Source organism: Pseudomonas sp. C8002, assembly GCF_013385765.1.
Classification (GTDB): Bacteria; Pseudomonadota; Gammaproteobacteria; order Pseudomonadales; family Pseudomonadaceae; genus Aquipseudomonas.
Map to the genome: position 1 here is coordinate 211,366 of NZ_JACAPJ010000002.1, position 19,743 is coordinate 231,108.

Genomic DNA, 19,743 nt, shown 5'->3' on the forward strand with positions numbered 1-19,743 from the left:
GCACCGGTCCCGCCGAAGCCGGACGTGCCGGTTCCGCCTAAGCCCGATGCACCGGTTCCGCCGAAGGCAGACGTGCCAGTTCCGCCGAAGCCCGATGCACAGGTCCCGCCGAAGCCCGATGCACCGGTTCCGCCGAAGCCGGACGTGCCAGTCCCACCGAAGCCCGATGCCCCGGTCCCGCCGAAGCCAGACGCTCCGGTCCCACCGAAGCCGGATGCGCCTAAACCAGATGCTCCGAAGCCGGATAAGCCGGAGCCGGACATCACTTCGCCAGGGCCGTCTGAGGATTTCTTTGAGTTCGAAACCAGCGGCAGGCGTCGAGCGTTCGACAACGACTGGCGGTTTAATCCCGGCCGCCGGATAAGCAGGTAAGTCGGCCACTTCCTCAGTTTTTTTCAACAAGGCGCTCCCGATAAAAAACGTCGGGGGGCCCTTGATGAAGGATGGTTATATGTCTTGTTCAGAAATCAATAATGCGGGCGCGGTCAGAAACTATTATCAACATTCGCAAACCGGCAACACACCAGGACGATCGGTTCCCGTGCAGCCGGTATTCGTTAATAACCAGGTCCTCTCATCGTTCGGTAATAACGATCAAAGTACCGTTGGGAACACAGCCAGCGACACCCCGCTGTTAGCAAAGCTCCTCGAACTGTTCACCCAGTTTTTTACACAGTTGCAAGGCCTGCTGGCGGGCAAGGAACTGGCGAATACAGTGGCGACCAAGGTAACGCCTGCACCCCCGCCGGCAGTGCTGCCCAAGCCGGATGCACCCCTGCCGGATCCAACACAGCAGCCGCTCCCTGATCTGTCCGATAAGCGCAACGGCGCCAAGCCGGCAAATATATGGAACGGTTTTCGCCAGGGCCCTGACGGTAATTGCGTGACCATTTCGGCGATCAAGGCGGCGATGGCGAAGTTCGGTCAAAGCCCGACCGATATCTTCAAGTCTGTTCAAGCCAAGGGTGATGGCTATCACATTGTCATGCGTGACGGGTACGCGCTGGATTTGAGCAAGGATGAATTGGCCCAAGCCAGGCGTGGCTCGAAGTTTGTCCCGATGCGCGATCCCGGCATGCTCAAGGATGCGCACTTTCTATTTGCCGTCAGCGCCAAGCGAGCGATGCTGGAAAACAATGACGGGACTGCAGGCAGGAGCTTTCAATCCGCGATAAACAGCCTCAACGACGGTGAGGACGAAACGGGGCCCGGGGAAGGCTTCAAGCGTCTGGGCTTGCGCCAGCATATGAAAGAAGTTCCGGTCAGTGCGTTTGCTGATAAATCATTGATCGGTATGGTCAACAGGAGCAGGCACTCTGTAGCAGTGGTTGATGGGTGTGAGGAGATGTATGGGACTAAAGCGGGAAGACCGCGGTTTGGACGGGCTATTGCATTGGTTGGCTAACGGGCCGTCCATAAAACAATAAGAAGATGATCGTTGCTGCGCAACACGTTAAATCTATAACTAGATCTTGTTGAACTTATTATCTGACTGAGTGCAGTTCATCGCGTGCAGAAAATACTGTATGCCGTGTTCATGCACTTTCTTTTTATGCCTGAACGCAACGTGCAGGTGGCAGCGTTTACCACGGGCTATTGTGTGTTCGCCCTTTAAAGGAGTGCTCCATGATTACGATGAATACGGGTTATGCAATGAGTACGGCGGTCCATCATCCTGCGCGTGTATACGGGGGTGAAAATAAATCCGTCGACAGTGTAAGTACTTTGAATTCTACCGAGCGACAGTTCGGTGAGCATTTTGATACGAGCAGCCATTCTGCTGTTATCCAGATGATGATATCGACCTTCGGTCCTGCGCGCGCTGATCTATTTGATGAAGTAAAGCGCGTTGGCTCGGGGTATGACGTTACGCTGAAAGACGGTTATAAGTTGCATGTTTCCGATCATGAAGTGCATGGCACTGCCTCAGCGTCGAGATTTGTCGGTGGTGATGCCAATACAGTGGAAAACGCGAATTTCGCATTGGCTGTCTTCGTCAAGCGCAAACAATTGTCCAGTTCCGACAGCCGTATCAGCAGCAGCTTTAACGCGGCCTTGACCACGTCCTTACAGGGTGAGACTGCATCGAACCTGCTCAAGGGCATGGGCATGGGCCGTTTTATGCAGCAGATCCCTTCGGAGCAACTCGTCGGCAGGAACTCCGTCGGCGTCATGGAGGCGCATAACTTCGGTGCCGCGTTGATTCGGGATGGGGTGGCGCATCGGTTTGACCGTCAATATCGCCCCGACCGTCCCTACGTCTACGTGCTGGACAAGGAGGGGCAAACGGCTAAGCCGGTCAAGCGAGATGTGCCGGTTGCTCCGGTCGATGTTCCCCACGTCGATACGCCGTCCACCCGGCGTGGCCGCAAGCCCGTTGACATTCTCAGCGGATTTAACGCGGCCGAGCGAGGATTCGGTGAGGTTGTTGATGGCAGCAGCCATGCCTGCGTCATAAAAATGATGATGATGAGGTTTGGTCCAGACGCCACGGATATGTTCGAGAAAGTCAGCCCGGCGGGAGACGGTTATGACATCACGATGAAGGACGGTTTCGAACTGCATTTTTCCCGGCAAGAGTTGCAGCAAGCGACCACGGCCTCGCGATTCGCTGGGAACAACCCCGACGCGGTGAAGCAGGCCAACTTCATGCTGGCGGCGTACACGAAGCGCAAGCAGATGACCCGCGGTGACCAGGACCCTGGGGCATCGTTTGAAAAGGTTTTATCGAACACGCTCAAAGGCGATACGGAATACCGCGTGTTGAAGGGCTTGGGCATGACTGGCTTCTTGCGCATCGTGCCACCCGCCAAGATGCAGGAGCAGGGCGCGGTGGGGGTGGTCAGTACTTTTGGCTATTCGAGTGCCTTGGTACTGGATGGCCTGCAGCACAGCAATGGTGACAAGCCATCGATCGTCAAATCTTATGGCTACATGCTCGCCGAGGAGGTACCGGACGGAGTGCCCGTTGGTTCAAGCTCGCGGCCCCCGCCTATTTCCAATGTACCGGTCGGGGTCAAGCCTGGGGATATCTGGAGTGGATTCTATCAAGGTGTCGAGGGGAACTGTGTCACGGTATCGGCGATCAAGGCGGCGATGATGAAGTATGGGCAAAGTCCCCGGGGCATCTATAAAAACATCACCGAGACCCGCGACGGTTACACCGTGACGATGCGCGATTCCAGCAAGGTCAGCTTGACCCATGCAGAACTGAAAACAGCCCGGGAACACTCGAATTTCAAAGGCACCGACGCCGGCCTGCTCAAGGATGCGAATTTCCTGTACGCCGTCAGCGCCAAGCGGGCGCAAATGGAGAACCACGAGTTTCGTGCCGGCGAGAGCTTTGAAGCGGCGATGAGCACGCTCAATGATGGCGAGACCCCCGGTGATGCACTGCGGCGTCTGGGTTTGTTCGCCTTTACCCGAAGCAGCAGCGTCCAGGCGCTGGCAGATGGTGCAACCGGCACGTTGGCGAACTTCATGCATTCTGTTGTCGTCGTTGATGGGGCTTTTGATGATTACGGGTATAAACACCCACTGAAATCATCAAGCTGGATGGATGAAGAGGGCACCGCGCTAACGCTGGTTTAGGTTTAAAGGTGCAGAGTTTGAGAAACACAGGCCACGAGATCTCGTGGTCTTTTTTCTGCGCGCAGAAAAGACAAGTCCGATGGTAGCCGGCTGCATATGCCTTGCAATCTGTGTCCGCATACGTAGTTGGCCTCGGCTACTCTCATCGACTCTGGAACCTCCTGCTCATGGATGAAATTCAACAGCATTGGCTGTATGCCCTGTCTGCTCCCATGGTGTCCATCAACCCTGGCGCCGGTTATCTCGAGCCGGCTTTCTATGCGGGTCCTTCCCCTATTGATCTCGAAGGCAGTTGGGGAATCAATGATCGCGACCAGTTGTTCGGCATGTTGTCCCTGGCGGACAACGGCCATGCACGTCACCTCAACGAGGCCTACCATCAATGGGTGACGGTAGGGGAGACGGCCAAACAATGCGGTAACCATCCGTTGCACCGCAGGCATACGCGTCGCGCCGCCCAGCAGCGCCGGGGAGTGCTTTGCATCCTGCATGGTAGGTGTGCCCGAAAATGGAAAGCACTTGAACCTACAGGCTCAAAAAGCAGCTGCCCATCAGGAAAATCCGGTGCAACTTATTCCGATGAAGTGGCCTGGGGCATTCGCTTCAGTACCTGCCTGAACCCTTCCACCGGCAAGGGCCGACTGTGCAGATACCCCTGATACAAATGACACCCAAGCCCCTGCAAAAACGCCAGTTGCTCAGGGGTTTCCACTCCTTCGGCAATGACGTCCAGGTTCAAGCTGCGCGCCATGGCCACAATGGCGCGGATGATCTCCGCATCGTTGGGGTCATGGGTGGCGTCGCGCACAAACGACTGGTCGATCTTCAGCGCATCCACCGGCAGGCGCTTGAGGTAGGTCAGCGACGAATAGCCGGTGCCGAAATCATCCATCGCAAAACTCACGCCGAGCTTTTTCAGGCGGCGCATTTTGCTGATGGTGTCGTCCAGATTCTGGATCACGATGCCTTCGGTGATTTCCAGCTTCAGCAGGGTATAAGGCAGGTGGTGGGTGCGCAGGCTGCGTTCTACCCGTTCGACAAAATCATTCTGGCGAAACTGCCGCGGGCTGATGTTGACGCACAGGCTGAAGTTCAGCGGGTCTACCAGCCCCTCGGCAATCAACTGCGCGAAGGTGCTGCAGGCTTCGTCGAGGATCCAGGTGCCCACTTCAAGGATCAGGCCGCTGTCTTCCAGGACCTTGATGAATTCCGTCGGGGACTGTGCGCCCAACTGCGGATGTTGCCAGCGCACCAGGGCCTCGGCGCCGACGATGGTGTTGCCGCGCGCATCCACCTGAGGTTGGTAATGCACGCTGAACTCGCCGCGGGACAGGGCCAGGCGCAGGTCGGTTTCCATGCGCAGCCGCTCGCTGGCGGTTTTCTGCATGCTGTTGTGGAACATCTGGATGGTGTTGCGCCCTGAATCCTTGGCCCGGTACAGGGCGATGTCGGCGCGCTTGAGCAAATCTGCCGGGGTTGAGCCGTGATCGGGGATCAGCGCCACACCGATGCTCGGGGTGACTTGCAGGCGGTGGCCATCCAGGAACATCGGTTCGGATAACAGTTCGCGCAGGGTATCGGCCAGCTCCTGGACCTGAGTGCTGACTTGCGGGCGCGTGCCTTCCAGGCCGCTGAGCAGCACCACAAACTCATCGCCGCCCAGGCGTGCCACGGTGTCTTCCATGCGCACACTGGCTTCAAGGCGTGCAGTGACGATCTTCAGCACCGTGTCGCCGACCGGGTGGCCGAGGGAATCGTTGATGTGCTTGAAATGGTCCAGGTCAAGAAACAGCAGGGCGCCCCGCAGGTTGTGGCGCTTGAGCAGGGCGATCTGCTGGCTCAGGCGGTCCATCAGCAGGGCGCGGTTGGGCAGGTTGGTCAGGGGGTCGTGATAGGCCAGGTGGCGAATCTGCGCCTGGGCGTTTTTCAGCAGGCTGACGTCCCGGGCGGTCAGCAACAGGCAGGGGGTTTCATTGAGGGTGATGGGCTCCACCGACACTTCAACCGCCAGCACTTCGCCGCGCTTGTTGTGCCAGAGCATTTCCAGGTGATGAATGCGGCCCTTGATCTGCAACTCGGCCAATAACGCCGCGCGCTGGTTTTCATCGGCCCAGATGCCGATCTGGTAGAGCGTCAGGCCGATCGCTTCTTCGGCGCGGTAGCCGGTGAGGCGGCAGAAGCCGTCATTGACCTCCACGTAGCGCCCGGTATCGCGCTCGGTGATCGACACCGCATCGGGGCTGGAATGAAAGGCCTTGGCGAATTTCTCTTCGCTGGCCTTGAGCGCCGCTTCCGAGCGTTGCTGTTGGGTGATGTCCCGCAGGGTGGTGACGATGCAGGGTTGGTCGCTGACCTGGATCAGGCGGCTGGATATCACACAGTTCAGGGTCTGGCCGTTCTTGTGATGAACGGTGATTGCCACGTTGCTCAGGGATTGTTCGCGGATCACCTGCTCGATGCGCTGCAGGCGTTGGCTGGACTCCTCCCACAAGCCGATCTGCTCGGCGTTGTTGTTGAGCACCTCGGCGGCGGTCCAGCCGAAGGTCTGGGTGAAGGCCGGGTTGATCTCGATAAACTGGCCGGTCTCCAGGCGCGTCACGCAGATTGGGTCGGGGCTGGCGAGGAACAGGCTGGCGAATTTTTCTTCGGATGCGATCAGGCGCTGCTCCCGTTCAACCTGGTCGGTGATGTCGAGCAGGGTCCCGGCCATTCGCAACGGTACGCCCGTGTCATCGCGATACAGGCGGGCGCGGCTTTCCAGGTAGCGCGAACTGCCGTCTTCCAGTTGCACGCGGTAGGTCAGTTGGTAGTTGCCCGCCGGGCCTTCGCGCAGGGTGCGGTAGGCGTTGCGCATGCTCTCGCGCTCTTCCTGGGGCATGCCTTCAAAGAAGGCCTCGAAGGATTCGTGGAACGGTTGGGGTTCCAGCCCGTGCAATTGGGCGGCGCGGGCCGAGCCATAGAGCATGCCGCTGGGGATGTGCCAGTCCCAGGTGCCCAGTTGCGCCGAGTCCAGGGCCAGGTCCAGGCGTTCCTGGCTGTCCTTGAGGGCCTGCTCGGCATTCTTGCGCTCGGTGGTGTCGAGGAAGGTGCTGATCAGGTAGTCCTCGCCGTCCAGCTCGACTTTCTGGGCGCTGAGGGTGCCATCGTGGACCTGCCCGTTGCTGGCGCGAAACTGCACTTCCATGGTGATGGGGGCGCCTTTGCGCTGGGTGGCCTTGACCAGATGCGCGCGTTGTTCCGGGTGTACCCAGAGGCCCAGCTCCAATGTGCTGCGGCCAATGGCATCGGCCAACGGCCAGCCGAACAGGCTCTCGAAATACTGGTTGGCTTCGCTGATCAGGCCGTCCGCCTGGCGGGTCAGCAGGACCATCAGCGGGCACAAATGGAACAGGGTGGCGAAGCGCTTTTCCGAATGGCTGAGGGCGTGTTCGCGCTCGCGCTGGTGGGTGATTTCGCGGATCACCCCGATCATTCGACGACGCCCGGCCTTGTCCGGTAGCAGGCTGCCGTTGATTTCCAGCCAGTGCAGGCTGCCATCGGGCCATTGGATACGGTGGTGCATGGCCTGGACAGCGGGTTCGCCGGCCAGCACCGCATGAAAGGCCCGGACCACCTTGGCGCGGTCCTCGGGGGCCAGCAGGTCCAGGTACTCCAGGTCTTCAGGCAGCGGCTGGCGCGGGTCGAAGCCGAACAGGGCCTGAGTGCCTCGGGACCAGCTGATCCGGCCGGTATCGATTTCCCAGCTCCAGGCGCCCAGCCGGGCAGCGTTGAGCGCCGCCAGCAGTTGCGGCGCGCTGTCCCAGCTTTGCTCCGCCTCCTGTGGGTCCAGGGCGTAGATGCGGGGCAGGGGTGGCACGGTATCGACGGGGTTGCGCATTATCAAAGGGCCTTGGCTCGATGGGCGTTCGGCGCGGGTTCCACGGTCTACGGGCCACGGCGATTCAAGCCTGATTCCCTGGCAGATCGACCTGTGCATCCAATAGGCTCATGAAAGCCCGCGCAGCGTTCGACAGCGTCCTTTCGGTGTGCACGATATAGCCTAGCTGGCGACTGAGCTGTATGCCCGGCAAAGCGATGCGTGCCACCTGGTCATCGAGCATGGTGCGCGGCAACACGCTCCAGGCAAGGCCAATGGAGACCATCATCTTGATGGTTTCCAGGTAGTTGGTGCTCATGGCGATGTTTGGCGTCAGGCCCTGGGCCTCGAACAGCCGCTGCACGATATGGTGGGTAAAGGTGTTGCCGCCGGGAAACACCGCCGGGTGCCGGGCGATGTCCGCCAGGCTGACGCTGCCGTTGCTGATCAGGCTGTGTTCCGGCGCCACCACGAAATCCAGTGGGTCGTCCCACACCGGGGTGGCCCGCACCAGCGTGTGGGGCTCCGGCGCCAGGGTTATTACGGCCACTTCGGCGCGGCCATGGAGGATTTCTTCGTAGGCCACTTCCGAATCGAGAAACTGAATGTCCAGCGCGACATTCGGGTATTCCCGGGTGAACGTGCGCAGGACCGGTGGCAAGCGGTGCAGGCCGATGTGATGGCTGGTGGCCAGAGTGAGACGACCGCTGACCTCGCCGGTCAGGTTGGTCAGGGCGCGGCGGGTGTCGTCCAGTACATTGAGAATCTGATACGCCCGGGGCAGCAGCGCCCGTCCGGCTTCGGTGAGGCCGACTTCACGCCCCAGCCGGTCGAACAGGCGCACCTTTAATTGTTGCTCCAGGCCGGCGATGCGCTTGCTGATGGCCGGTTGGGTCAGGTGCAGGCGTTCACCGGCACCGGAGAAGCTGCCGGTCTCGGCGATGGCGATAAAGGCATTGAGGTTGGCCAGGTCCATTGTGCTATTCCAGTTGGTAATCCAAAGCATAAAAAATATGAATTTGAGTTATTTAATGTAGCGCCATACCATCAGCCTCACAAGCCAAAGGGTTATTGAATCGTTCAAGGCCCGGGGCATAGAAACACCTGATGAGGACCGCGTGATGGCCGGCAAAACGCTTTACGACAAGCTTTGGGATTCCCATGAAGTGAAACGGCGCGATGATGGGTCGTCGCTGATCTACATCGACCGTCACATCATCCATGAAGTGACCTCGCCCCAAGCGTTCGAAGGCCTGCGACTGGCCGGGCGCAAGCCTTGGCGCGTCGACTCGATCATCGCCACCCCGGACCACAACGTGCCGACCACACCGGAGCGTAAAGGCGGGATCGACGCCATCGTCGACACCGTGTCGCGCCTCCAGGTGCAGACCCTCGATGATTACTGCGACGAATACGGCATCACCGAATTCAAGATGAATGACGTGCGCCAGGGCATCGTTCACGTGATCGGCCCGGAGCAGGGCGCCACCTTGCCTGGCATGACCGTGGTCTGCGGTGACTCCCACACCTCTACCCACGGTGCGTTTGGCGCGTTGGCGCATGGCATCGGCACTTCCGAGGTGGAACATGTATTCGCCACCCAGTGCCTCGTCGCCAAGAAAATGAAGAACATGTTGGTGTCGGTGGAAGGTGAGTTGCCTTTCGGCGTCACCGCCAAAGACATCGTCCTCGCGGTGATCGGCAAGATCGGCACCGCCGGCGGTAATGGCCACGCCATCGAATTCGCCGGCAGCGCGATTCGCGACCTGTCCATCGAAGGCCGCATGACCATCTGCAACATGTCCATCGAAGCCGGTGCCCGCGTGGGCATGGTGGCGGCGGACGAAAAGACCATTGCCTACGTCAAGGGTCGCCCGTTCGCACCTGCCGGTGCTGATTGGGACGCCGCTGTCGAAGCCTGGAAAGACCTGGTTTCCGACGCCGATGCGGTGTTCGACACCGTGGTTACCCTCGATGCCGCCCAGATCAAGCCGCAAGTCAGCTGGGGCACCTCGCCGGAAATGGTGTTGGCCGTTGACCAGAACGTGCCGGACCCGGCCAAGGAAACCGACCTGGTCAAGCGTGGTTCCATTGAGCGCGCCTTGAAGTACATGGGCTTGAAAGCCAATCAGGCGATTACCGACATCCAGCTGGATCGCGTATTCATCGGCTCCTGCACCAACTCGCGGATCGAGGATTTGCGCGCTGCGGCGGTGATCGCCAAGGGCCGCAAAGTCGCCTCCACCATCAAGCAGGCGATCGTGGTGCCAGGTTCGGGCCTAGTCAAGGCCCAGGCTGAAGCCGAAGGCCTCGACAAGATCTTCCTCGAAGCCGGTTTTGAATGGCGCGAGCCGGGTTGCTCGATGTGCCTGGCGATGAACCCGGACCGTTTGGAGTCGGGCGAGCATTGCGCGTCCACCTCCAACCGTAACTTCGAAGGGCGTCAGGGCGCCGGTGGCCGTACCCACCTCGTCAGCCCGGCCATGGCTGCTGCGGCTGCCGTCAACGGTCGTTTCATCGACGTTCGCGAATTGATCTGAGGAATACCCGATGAAAGCTTTTACTCAACACACCGGTTTAGTCGCGCCGTTGGACCGTGCCAACGTGGACACCGACCAGATCATTCCCAAGCAGTTCTTGAAATCGATCAAGCGCACCGGTTTTGGCCCGAACCTGTTCGACGAGTGGCGCTACCTGGACGTGGGCTACGCCTACCAGGACAACTCCAAGCGCCCGCTGAACAAGGACTTTGTGCTCAACGCCGAGCGTTACCAGGGTGCCAGCGTGTTGCTCGCCCGGGAAAACTTCGGTTGCGGCTCCAGCCGTGAGCACGCGCCGTGGGCCCTGGAAGAATATGGCTTTCGCAGCATCATCGCGCCGAGCTACGCCGACATCTTCTTCAACAACAGCTTCAAGAACGGCTTGCTGCCGATCATCTTGAGCGATGCCGAAGTGGATGAGTTGTTCCAGCAGGTGGAAGCCGATGTGGGCTACCAGTTGACCATCGACCTGGCGGCGCAGACCGTGACCCGTCCGGACGGCAAGGTGTATCACTTTGAAGTGGACGCCTTCCGCAAGCACTGCCTGATCAATGGCCTGGACGACATCGGCCTGACCTTGCAGGACGGCGATGCGATTGCCGCGTTTGAAACCAAACACCGGGCCAGCCAGCCTTGGTTGTTTCGCGACGCTTGATTCCATGTAGACCGGACTGGCCCCTTCGCGAGCAAGCCCGCTCCCACATTTGATTGCATTTCAACTGAAGGAACTCGGTCGAATGTGGGAGCGGGCTTGCTCGCGAAAGGGCCAGCAACAGCAACACAAAAACCAGGGACATCATCATGACCAGCACTGCCCACACCCAAGTCGTGCAAAAACAATTCGGCGAACAGGCCTCGGCCTACCTGAGCAGCGCAGTACATGCTCAAGGCACCGAGTTCGCGCTGCTCCAGGCCGAACTGGCCGGGCAGGGCGCTGCACGACTGCTGGACCTGGGTTGCGGCGCCGGTCACGTGAGTTTCAACGTGGCACCGTTGGTTAAAGAAGTGGTGGCGTACGACCTGTCCCAACAGATGCTTGACGTGGTGGCCGCCGCTGCCGTGGACCGTGGCCTGGACAACATCCGCACCGTGCACGGCGCCGCCGAGCGCCTGCCGTTTGCCGATGGCGAATTCGACTTCGTGTTCAGCCGCTACTCGGCGCACCATTGGAGCGACCTGGGCCTGGCCCTGCGTGAAGTGCGCCGGGTGCTCAAACCGGGTGGCGTGGCCGCTTTCGTGGACGTCTTGTCACCGGGCAGCCCGCTGTTGGACACTTACCTGCAAACCGTCGAAGTGCTGCGCGACACCAGCCACGTGCGTGACTATTCCGCCGGCGAGTGGATGCGCCAGCTCAGCGAAGCCGGTTTGCATGTGCGCAACAGCAGCCGCCAGCGCCTGCGCCTGGAATACACCTCGTGGGTCGAGCGCATGCGCACCCCAGAGGTATTGCGTGCCGCGATCCTGGAGCTGCAAAAGGCAATGGGCCAGGAAGTGCGCGATTATTTCGAGATTCAAGCCGACGGCACCTTCAGCACCGACGTGCTGGTGGTGTGGGCCGAACGCTGATTAATTTTTCCCGACCTGCCCACGGGCGGGTCGCTTGATGAAATGAGGAACGCATGAGCAAGCAGATTCTGATTCTCCCTGGCGACGGCATTGGTCCGGAAATCATGGCCGAAGCGGTCAAGGTGCTGGAAGTGGCTAACGCCAAGTACAGCCTGGGCTTCGAACTGAGCCACGACGTGATCGGCGGCGCGGCCATCGACAAGCACGGCGTGCCTCTGGCCGACGAAACCCTGGAGCGTGCCCGCGCAGCCGACGCCGTGCTGCTGGGCGCCGTGGGTGGCCCGAAATGGGACAAGATCGAACGTGACATCCGCCCTGAGCGCGGCCTGCTGAAGATCCGTGCGCAACTGGGCCTGTTCGGCAACCTGCGCCCGGCGATCCTTTACCCGCAACTGGCGGACGCTTCCAGCCTGAAGCCGGAAATCGTCGCGGGCCTGGACATCCTGATCGTCCGCGAACTGACCGGCGGTATCTACTTCGGCTCGCCACGGGGCGTGCGCGAGTTGGAGAATGGCGAGCGTCAGGCCTACGACACCCTGCCGTACAGCGAGAGTGAAATCCGCCGTATCGCCCGTGTCGGTTTCGACATGGCCCGTGTGCGTGGCAAGAAGGTCTGCTCGGTGGACAAGGCCAACGTATTGGCGTCCAGCCAGCTGTGGCGTGAAATCGTCGAGGAAGTCGCCAAGGACTACCCGGACGTCGAGCTGAGCCACATGTACGTCGACAACGCCGCCATGCAGTTGGTGCGTGCACCGAAGCAGTTCGACGTGATCGTCACCGACAACCTGTTCGGCGACATCCTGTCCGACCAGGCCTCGATGCTTACCGGTTCCATCGGCATGCTGCCGTCGGCCTCCCTGGATGCCAACAACAAGGGCATGTACGAACCGTGCCACGGTTCGGCGCCGGACATCGCCGGGCAGGGCATTGCCAACCCGTTGGCGACCATTTTGTCGGTGTCGATGATGCTGCGTTACAGCTTCAACCTAACCGACGCCGCGGATGCCATCGAGCAGGCCGTGAGCCTGGTGCTCGACCAGGGCCTGCGCACTGGCGACATCTGGTCCCAGGGTTGCACCAAGGTCGGTACGCAAGAAATGGGCGACGCAGTAGTCGCCGCGCTGCGGAATCTGTAATCTCTCGGGCCCGCTTGCAGATGTTGCTGCAAGGCGGCCCACTTTTGAACAAGGTGTAGTTGCGATGAAACGTGTAGGTCTGATCGGTTGGCGCGGTATGGTCGGTTCCGTGCTCATGCAGCGGATGCTGGAAGAGCAGGATTTCGATCTTATTGAGCCGGTGTTTTTCACCACCTCCAATGTAGGTGGTCAAGGGCCGTCCGTGGGCAAGGACATTGCTCCGCTCAAGGACGCCTACAACATTGAAGAACTGAAGACCCTCGACGTCATTCTGACCTGCCAGGGTGGCGACTACACCAGCGAAGTCTTCCCCAAGCTGCGCGAAGCCGGCTGGCAGGGTTACTGGATCGACGCCGCTTCCAGCCTGCGCATGCAGGATGACGCGGTGATCGTGCTGGACCCGGTCAACCGCAAGGTGATCGACCAGCAACTGGACGCGGGCACCAGGAACTACATCGGCGGCAACTGCACCGTCAGCCTGATGCTGATGGGCCTGGGCGGCTTGTTCGAAGCCGGCCTGGTGGAGTGGATGAGCGCCATGACCTATCAGGCGGCCTCCGGTGCCGGCGCGCAGAACATGCGTGAACTGATCAAGCAGATGGGCGCGACCCACGCCGCTGTCGCCGATCAACTGGCTGACCCGGCCAGCGCGATCCTCGACATCGACCGCCGTGTGGCCGAGGCCATGCGCAGCGAGGCCTACCCGACCGAGAACTTCGGTGTGCCATTGGCCGGCAGCCTGATCCCGTGGATCGACAAGGAACTGCCTAACGGCCAGAGCCGTGAAGAGTGGAAGGCCCAGGCCGAGACCAACAAGATCCTCGGTCGCTTCAAGAGCCCGATCCCGGTGGACGGTATCTGCGTGCGCATCGGCGCCATGCGTTGCCACAGCCAGGCGTTGACCATCAAGCTGAACAAAGACGTGCCGATCGCCGATATCGAAGGGCTGATCAGCCAGCACAACCCTTGGGTCAAGCTGGTGCCGAACAACCGTGATATCAGCATCCAGGAACTTAGCCCGAACAAGGTGACCGGTACCCTGAATGTGCCGGTTGGCCGTCTGCGCAAGCTGAACATGGGTACGCAGTACCTGGGTGCGTTCACCGTCGGCGACCAACTGCTGTGGGGCGCGGCTGAGCCGTTGCGTCGCATGCTGCGGATCTTGCTGGAGCGGTAATCGCTGCTGGTAATAAGAAACCCGCGTTCTGGTGACAGGCGCGGGTTTTTTATTGCGCGCTCGGGCCTCTTCGCGAGCAAGCCCGCTCCCACATTCGAGCGAGTTTCTTCAGTTGAAATGCGATCAAATGTGGGAGCGGGCTTGCTCGCGAAGAGGCCATCAGCCACACCACAACCCCCAGGTTAATTGCCTCACCCCCAGCCACCCGGTAAAGTGCCGCTCCCCCCGCAATGCCCGAGGCAGCCCCCATGACCCAGACCTTTGATATTGCCGTGATCGGCGCCACCGGCACCGTTGGCGAAACCCTGGTGCAGATCCTCGAAGAGCAGGACTTCCCGGTAGGCAGCCTGCACCTGTTGGCCAGCAGCGAGTCGGCCGGGCATTCGGTGCCGTTTCGTGGCAAGAACGTGCGGGTGCGGGAAGTCGATGAATTCGATTTCAGCAAAGTCCAACTGGTGTTCTTCGCCGCCGGCCCTGCGGTCACCTTGAGTTTTGCCCCGCGCGCCACCGCTGCGGGCTGCACCCTGATCGACTTGTCCGGCGCCTTGCCGGCCGATCAGGCGCCGCAGGTAGTGCCGGAAGCCAACGCGCAGATCCTCGATGGCCTGAAAAAACCTTATCAGGTCAGCAGCCCAAGCCCGTCGGCGACTGCCCTGGCCGTGGTGCTGGCGCCACTGCGCGGCTTGCTGGACATTCAGCGCGTTAACGTCACCGCCAACCTCGCCGTTTCCGCCCAGGGCCGTGAGGCTGTCAGCGAACTCGCCCGGCAGACCGCCGAGTTGCTGAATGTGCGCCCGCTGGAGCCGAAGTTCTTCGACCGGCAAATGGCCTTTAACCTGCTGGCCCAGGTCGGCAAGCCTGACGCGCAAGGCCACACTGCCCTGGAAAAACGCCTGGTGCACGAATTGCGCGCCGTGCTGGAAATGCCTTTGCTAAAGATTTCCGTCACTTGCGTTCAAGCCCCGGTGTTTTTTGGTGATAGCCTGACTGTGTCACTGCAATTGGGGGCAGCGGTGGATCTCGCTGCCGTCAACCGTGCCCTGGACTCGGCACCGGGTGTCGAATTGGTGGAAGAGGGCGATTACCCCACGGCTGTGGGCGATGCGGTCGGTCAGGACGTGGTCTACGTGGGCCGGGTTCGTGCCGGTGTTGATGACCCCGCGGAACTAAATATGTGGCTGGCGTCAGATAACGTACGCAAAGGGGCGGCACTGAACGCCGTACAGCTGGCGCAGTTGTTGATAAAAGGCCTTGTGTAAAAGATACTTGGCGGCAATTTGTAGATTGATTCTAGCCAAGCGCTATGCTTGGCCCAAGCTGGAAAAATTGCGCGTCGGTGACCTATCGGCTCGCCATGCCTAATGGCAGCGGTTACCCACCTTCTCGCCGGCCGGGGAGTGTTCAAAAAGGATGAGGCTATGGTTCAAGTTCGCAAACTGGTGTTAGCAATAGCGGCCGCCTCGGCGCTGTCCTCCGGTATGGCGCAAGCACTGCAGCTTGGGGAGATGACCCTCAAGTCGAAGCTGAACCAGCCGCTGTCGGTGGAAATCGAGTTGCTCGATGTCGGTGGCCTGACCGCCTCCGAGATCACCCCCAGCCTCGCGTCGTCCCAGGCCTTTGTGGATGCGGGCGTCGATCGCCAGGCGTTCCTGAACGACCTGACCTTTACCCCGGTGGTCAATCCCAACGGCCGCAGTGTGGTGCGTGTCACCTCCAGCAAGCCGCTGCCGGATTCCTACGTGCGTTTCCTGCTGCAGGTGCAATGGCCCAACGGCCGCCTGATGCGCGACTACAGCGTGTTGCTGGACCCGGCCAAGTTCGACCAGTCGACCCCGGCCGCCGGTGCACCTGCACCCGCGCCACGCTTGAGTGCGCCTGCGACGACGGCTCCGGCAGTCACCAAGGCCAAGGAACACACCACGACTTCCCGTGACACCTTGTGGGAAATCGCCGCGAAAAACCGCAATGGCGCCTCGGTGCAGCAGACCATGCTGGCCATTCAGGCGCTGAACCCTGACGCCTTTATCGACGGCAACATCAACCGCATGAAAACCGGCCAGGTCCTGCGCCTGCCGGATTCGGGGCAAAGCACCAGCCTGCCGCAGCCCGAGGCGATTGCTGAAGTGACGGCGCAAAACGCGGCGTGGCGCGAGGGCCGCCGTGGCGGCAATCAGCTCGCCGGCAAGGCGCAGCTGGACGCGACCAAGCGTACCCAGGCGGGTAATGCGCCGTCGCAGACCAATACCAAGGACAATTTGAGCCTGGTCTCGGCCGAAGCGGCCAGGAAAGGCGGGAAGGGCGCGGCGGGCGACAGCCGGGCCTTGAACAACAAGCTGGCGGTGACCCAGGAAAGCCTGGATTCGACCCGTCGCGAGAATGAAGAACTGAAAAGCCGCATGGCTGACCTGCAAAGTCAGCTGGACAAGCTGCAGCGGCTGATCGAGCTCAAGAACAACCAACTGGCCAAGTTGCAGACCCCGGGTGGCGCTGCGGCGCAGCCTGCTGCAACGGCGGCGATGCCGGCCGAGCTGGCTGCACAACCGGCGGCGGCAGCGGCAGCTCCGGCAGCAACCCCCGCGGCTGCGCCGGTCGAGACCCCGGTCAAGCCGGATGCGGCACCTGCCAGCACTGAAGGTAAATTCAACGACCTGCTGACCAACCCGATCGTGCTGGGGGTGATCGGCGGCGCAGCGGGTTTGCTGGTGCTGTTGCTTCTGCTGCTGTGGGCCCGTCATCGCAATGCGCGGCTTGAAGAAGAAAAGCACCTGCGCATGGCACGGGCCCTGGCTGAAGAGCCGGAATTTGCGCCGAACATTGATCACGATCTGCCATCTGACAGTTTCGAAGGCCTTGATGTACCGCCGCCGAACGTCAAGCTGGCTCCAGCTCCAGCTCCAGCTCCAGCTCCAGCCTCGGCGGCGGTGGTTGCCCCGGTGATTGCCCCGGTGGTCGCACCTGTTGCTGTGCAGCGTCCGACCGACGCCCTGGCGCAAGCCCAGTCGCATATCGACCGTGGCCACCTGAACCAGGCTGCGGAAGTGCTGGAAGATGCAATCAAGCAAGAGCCCGCCCGCAGTGACCTGCGTCTCAAGCTGATGGAAGTCCACGGCTTGCAGGGCAACAAGGACGGGTTTGTCACCCAGGAGCGCCAGTTGGTCGCCAATGGCGACAACCATGCCCAGGTCGAACAACTGAAAAGCCGCTTCCCGGCCATGGCCGTGTTCGCAGCAGGCGTCAGCGCTGCCGTTGCCGCTGCCGCTCTCGACGCCCAATACGTCAAGGACCTGCTCAAGGACGACCCGGCACCGCCTGCACCTGAGCCTGCGCCGGACGCGTTTGACACTGACTTCGACCTCAGCCTGGACGATCTGGAGGCTGCTTCGCCAGCCGTGGTCCGCCCGACGTCGGACGACGACCTTAGCTTTGAATCGGTGCTGCAACAGCAGACCGAGGCCAAGGCCAGTGCGGAAGACCTCTCGGATTTCGACCTGGACCTGCAACTCGATCCACCCTCGTCGGCCCAGTCCGACGACGACTTCCTCTCCGGCCTTGAAGACCAGATGAAGGACCTGCCGCCGGTAGAGCCGCCGACACTGACGCCGGCCGACCTGGACGACCTCGACCTGCCGGAGGATTTCGACCTGTCCCTGGCCGACGAGCCCGAGGCGCCTGCAGCGGCCAAGCCGGACGCGTTTGCGTCGGAGCTTGATGATGTCAACGCCGAGCTGGATCGCCTTTCGCAAAGCCTGGAACATCCGCCAATCGAACCGTCCTTCACCGCCGACGACGCGGCGTTGGGTGGCGATGAGCCGGAATTCGACTTCCTCTCCGGTACCGACGAAGTGGCCACCAAGCTCGACCTGGCGCAGGCCTACATCGACATGGGCGATGCCGACGGTGCGCGGGACATTCTTGGCGAGGTGCTCAAGGAAGGCGATGACGGTCAGAAGGGCGAGGCCAAGGAAATGCTCAGCCGGCTGGCTTGATACGCGCGGTAAATACAACGGCAGCCTTCGGGCTGCCGTTTTGCCATCCAGGCACCAAATCCATGGCGTCCCAGGCGCGCGGCCTTATAATGGCCGCCTTTGCGCAACTCATCAGGCTCTCAGTTCTTGGCAAATATAGATAACGCGGCCGCCGAAATGGCGGCCGCAGGCTTTTTCAGAATCGCCCTGGGCGTGGAATACAAAGGCTCGCGCTATCGTGGCTGGCAACGCCAGGCCTCCGGTGTGCCGACGGTGCAGGAAACCCTGGAGAAGGCCCTGTCGAAAGTCGCCGACTCACCGGTGTCGCTGATGTGCGCCGGGCGTACTGATGCCGGCGTGCACGCTTGCGGGCAAGTGGTGCACTTTGACACTCAGGCCGAGCGCTCGATGAAGGCATGGGTGATGGGCGCGAATATCAACTTGCCCCACGACGTCAGCGTCAGTTGGGCCAAGGTGATGCCGGCGGACTTTCACGCGCGCTTCAAGGCCATCGCCCGGCGTTATCGCTATGTGATCTACAACGATCAGATCCGCCCGGCCCATCTCAACGAAGAAATCACCTGGAACCACCGCCCGCTGGACGCCGAGCGCATGGCCGAGGCGGCCCAGCATCTTGTAGGTATCCACGATTTCAGCGCGTTCCGTGCCGGGCAGTGCCAGGCCAAGTCGCCGATCAAGGAAGTCCACCACCTGCGGGTGACGCGCCACGGCAAGATGATCGTGCTGGATATCCGCGCCGGCGCGTTCCTGCACCATATGGTGCGCAATATCGCCGGGGTGCTGATGACCATCGGTACCGGCGAACGCCCGGTGGAATGGGCCAGGGAAGTCCTGGAAAGCCGGATTCGCCGTACCGGCGGCGTCACGGCGCATCCGTTCGGCCTGTACCTGGTGGATGTGGAGTACCGCGACGAGTTCGAATTGCCCCAGCGATTCATCGGGCCACACTTCCTCACAGGTTTCAGCGAACTTGGCGGCTGACGCCCTCAAAAGCATTTGTTACCATCCGGGACTTTCCCGGACACGCCCTGAGGTTTCATCGACATGTCTGCCGTTCGCAGCAAGATTTGCGGGATTACCCGCATAGAAGACGCGTTGGCGGCGGTCGAGGCGGGGGCCGATGCCATCGGTTTCGTGTTTTATGCCAAAAGCCCGCGGGCGGTGAATGTGTTGCAGGCGCGGGCGATCATTGCCGCGTTGCCGCCGTTCGTGACCACCGTGGGGTTGTTCGTCAACGCCAGCCGCTGCGAGCTCAATGAAACCCTCGACGCCGTGCAACTGGACATGCTGCAGTTCCATGGCGATGAGAGTCCGGACGAGTGCGAGAGCTACCAGCGCCCGTACATCAAGGCGCTGCGGGTCAAGGCCGGGGACGATATTGCTGCGGCATGCGCTGCCTATGGCGGGGCTCGCGGGATTCTTCTCGACACCTACGTCGAAGGCGTTCCCGGTGGTACGGGCGAGGCGTTTGACTGGTCGTTGATTCCCGAGGGGTTGAGCAAGCCGATTATCCTCGCGGGCGGCCTGAATCCGGACAACGTGGCCAGTGCCATCCAGCAGGTTCGGCCGTATGCCGTGGACGTCAGCGGCGGGGTAGAGCAGGGCAAGGGCATCAAGGATCACGCAAGGATTCGCGCATTCATGCAGGCCGTGCGCGACAGCAGCGGGACGATGTGACGGCTGGCAGTCTGCCGCCGTCCATAACTACCACTGTGTAAAACAGCCCGGCGCCGCCTGTGGGAGGCCCGGAAATGAAGTGGCAACCCTGCACGGCAGGTTGTCTGGAAGGCTGAGGGCACAGGCAGGAAATGGCTGGTCGAACGTCTGACCCCGTCCAGTTTGTGTCATCGCCACATATGAATTTAGCTCAAGGGCATACGCGGGGCTGTGT

14 protein-coding genes are annotated in these 19,743 nt (G+C 61.1%); 12 read left to right on the forward strand and 2 right to left on the reverse strand.

The window, feature by feature from the left end:
• Positions 1–451 precede the first annotated feature (451 nt).
• The 3 genes from HX814_RS02830 to HX814_RS02840 all read left to right on the forward strand — a co-directional run bounded on the left by HX814_RS02830 (position 452) and on the right by HX814_RS02840 (position 4,250).
• Positions 452–1,405, forward strand: a complete 954-nt coding sequence (locus tag HX814_RS02830; RefSeq protein WP_218174974.1) for a hypothetical protein — start codon at positions 452–454, stop codon at positions 1,403–1,405.
• A 221-nt stretch (positions 1,406–1,626) separates the two neighbouring features.
• Positions 1,627–3,591: a hypothetical protein gene (locus tag HX814_RS02835; protein WP_177009375.1), complete on the forward strand. Its 1,965-nt coding sequence runs from the start codon at positions 1,627–1,629 to the stop codon at positions 3,589–3,591.
• Positions 3,592–3,758: 167 nt separating this feature from the next.
• Complete coding sequence (locus HX814_RS02840) at positions 3,759–4,250, forward strand: DUF1266 domain-containing protein (protein ID WP_177009376.1); 492 nt, start codon at positions 3,759–3,761, stop codon at positions 4,248–4,250.
• Here HX814_RS02840 and HX814_RS02845 read toward each other — a convergent pair.
• Positions 4,163–7,468, reverse strand: a complete 3,306-nt coding sequence (locus tag HX814_RS02845; protein WP_003212653.1) for a bifunctional diguanylate cyclase/phosphodiesterase — start codon at positions 7,466–7,468, stop codon at positions 4,163–4,165. The two genes, HX814_RS02840 and HX814_RS02845, sit on opposite strands and share 88 nt — an antisense overlap.
• Before the next feature lie 64 nt (positions 7,469–7,532).
• Positions 7,533–8,423: a LysR family transcriptional regulator gene (locus tag HX814_RS02850; protein ID WP_003212656.1), complete on the reverse strand. Its 891-nt coding sequence runs from the start codon at positions 8,421–8,423 to the stop codon at positions 7,533–7,535.
• Positions 8,424–8,568: 145 nt separating this feature from the next.
• Between HX814_RS02850 and leuC the strand changes: the two genes are divergently transcribed.
• The 9 genes from leuC (at position 8,569) to HX814_RS02895 (ending at position 19,529) form a co-directional block, all read left to right on the forward strand.
• On the forward strand, positions 8,569–9,987 hold the full coding sequence (leuC, locus tag HX814_RS02855; RefSeq protein ID WP_008438759.1) for a 3-isopropylmalate dehydratase large subunit: 1,419 nt from the start codon (positions 8,569–8,571) through the stop codon (positions 9,985–9,987).
• A 10-nt stretch (positions 9,988–9,997) separates the two neighbouring features.
• On the forward strand, positions 9,998–10,642 hold the full coding sequence (gene leuD, locus HX814_RS02860; protein ID WP_003212660.1) for a 3-isopropylmalate dehydratase small subunit: 645 nt from the start codon (positions 9,998–10,000) through the stop codon (positions 10,640–10,642).
• 146 nt (positions 10,643–10,788) lie between these two features.
• Positions 10,789–11,553, forward strand: coding sequence for a class I SAM-dependent methyltransferase (locus tag HX814_RS02865; RefSeq protein ID WP_003212662.1), 765 nt, complete (start codon positions 10,789–10,791; stop codon positions 11,551–11,553).
• Positions 11,554–11,606: 53 nt separating this feature from the next.
• Positions 11,607–12,689: a 3-isopropylmalate dehydrogenase gene (leuB, locus tag HX814_RS02870; RefSeq protein WP_003212664.1), complete on the forward strand. Its 1,083-nt coding sequence runs from the start codon at positions 11,607–11,609 to the stop codon at positions 12,687–12,689.
• 64 nt (positions 12,690–12,753) lie between these two features.
• The gene (gene asd / locus HX814_RS02875) at positions 12,754–13,866 is read left to right on the forward strand and encodes an aspartate-semialdehyde dehydrogenase (protein WP_003212667.1); all 1,113 of its coding nucleotides are present in this window, start codon (positions 12,754–12,756) and stop codon (positions 13,864–13,866) included.
• 248 nt (positions 13,867–14,114) lie between these two features.
• Entirely contained in the window at positions 14,115–15,125 is a 1,011-nt protein-coding gene (locus HX814_RS02880) for an aspartate-semialdehyde dehydrogenase (RefSeq protein WP_003212668.1), read from the forward strand.
• Between the two features lie 159 nt (positions 15,126–15,284).
• On the forward strand, positions 15,285–17,852 hold the full coding sequence (locus HX814_RS02885) for a FimV family protein (RefSeq protein ID WP_177009377.1): 2,568 nt from the start codon (positions 15,285–15,287) through the stop codon (positions 17,850–17,852).
• A gap of 156 nt (positions 17,853–18,008) precedes the next feature.
• Positions 18,009–18,833, forward strand: a complete 825-nt coding sequence (truA, locus tag HX814_RS02890; RefSeq protein ID WP_003212671.1) for a tRNA pseudouridine(38-40) synthase TruA — start codon at positions 18,009–18,011, stop codon at positions 18,831–18,833.
• A 63-nt stretch (positions 18,834–18,896) separates the two neighbouring features.
• On the forward strand, positions 18,897–19,529 hold the full coding sequence (locus HX814_RS02895) for a phosphoribosylanthranilate isomerase (protein ID WP_003212673.1): 633 nt from the start codon (positions 18,897–18,899) through the stop codon (positions 19,527–19,529).
• The last annotated feature ends 214 nt before the right edge of the window (positions 19,530–19,743 follow it).

Excerpts from the sequence above, each read along its gene's own strand:
- HX814_RS02830 (WP_218174974.1), top strand. The coding sequence starts at position 452 with ATGTCTTGTTCAGAAATCAATAATGCGGGCGCGGTCAGAAACTATTAT.
- HX814_RS02885 (WP_177009377.1), top strand. The coding sequence starts at position 15,285 with ATGGTTCAAGTTCGCAAACTGGTGTTAGCAATAGCGGCCGCCTCGGCG.
- HX814_RS02895 (WP_003212673.1), top strand. The coding sequence starts at position 18,897 with ATGTCTGCCGTTCGCAGCAAGATTTGCGGGATTACCCGCATAGAAGAC.
- HX814_RS02835 (WP_177009375.1), top strand. The coding sequence starts at position 1,627 with ATGATTACGATGAATACGGGTTATGCAATGAGTACGGCGGTCCATCAT.
- HX814_RS02865 (WP_003212662.1), top strand. The coding sequence starts at position 10,789 with ATGACCAGCACTGCCCACACCCAAGTCGTGCAAAAACAATTCGGCGAA.
- truA (WP_003212671.1), top strand. The coding sequence starts at position 18,009 with ATGGCGGCCGCAGGCTTTTTCAGAATCGCCCTGGGCGTGGAATACAAA.
- HX814_RS02845 (WP_003212653.1), bottom strand. The coding sequence starts at position 7,468 with ATGCGCAACCCCGTCGATACCGTGCCACCCCTGCCCCGCATCTACGCC.
- HX814_RS02840 (WP_177009376.1), top strand. The coding sequence starts at position 3,759 with ATGGATGAAATTCAACAGCATTGGCTGTATGCCCTGTCTGCTCCCATG.
- leuB (WP_003212664.1), top strand. The coding sequence starts at position 11,607 with ATGAGCAAGCAGATTCTGATTCTCCCTGGCGACGGCATTGGTCCGGAA.
- asd (WP_003212667.1), top strand. The coding sequence starts at position 12,754 with ATGAAACGTGTAGGTCTGATCGGTTGGCGCGGTATGGTCGGTTCCGTG.
- HX814_RS02880 (WP_003212668.1), top strand. The coding sequence starts at position 14,115 with ATGACCCAGACCTTTGATATTGCCGTGATCGGCGCCACCGGCACCGTT.
- HX814_RS02850 (WP_003212656.1), bottom strand. The coding sequence starts at position 8,423 with ATGGACCTGGCCAACCTCAATGCCTTTATCGCCATCGCCGAGACCGGC.
- leuD (WP_003212660.1), top strand. The coding sequence starts at position 9,998 with ATGAAAGCTTTTACTCAACACACCGGTTTAGTCGCGCCGTTGGACCGT.
- leuC (WP_008438759.1), top strand. The coding sequence starts at position 8,569 with ATGGCCGGCAAAACGCTTTACGACAAGCTTTGGGATTCCCATGAAGTG.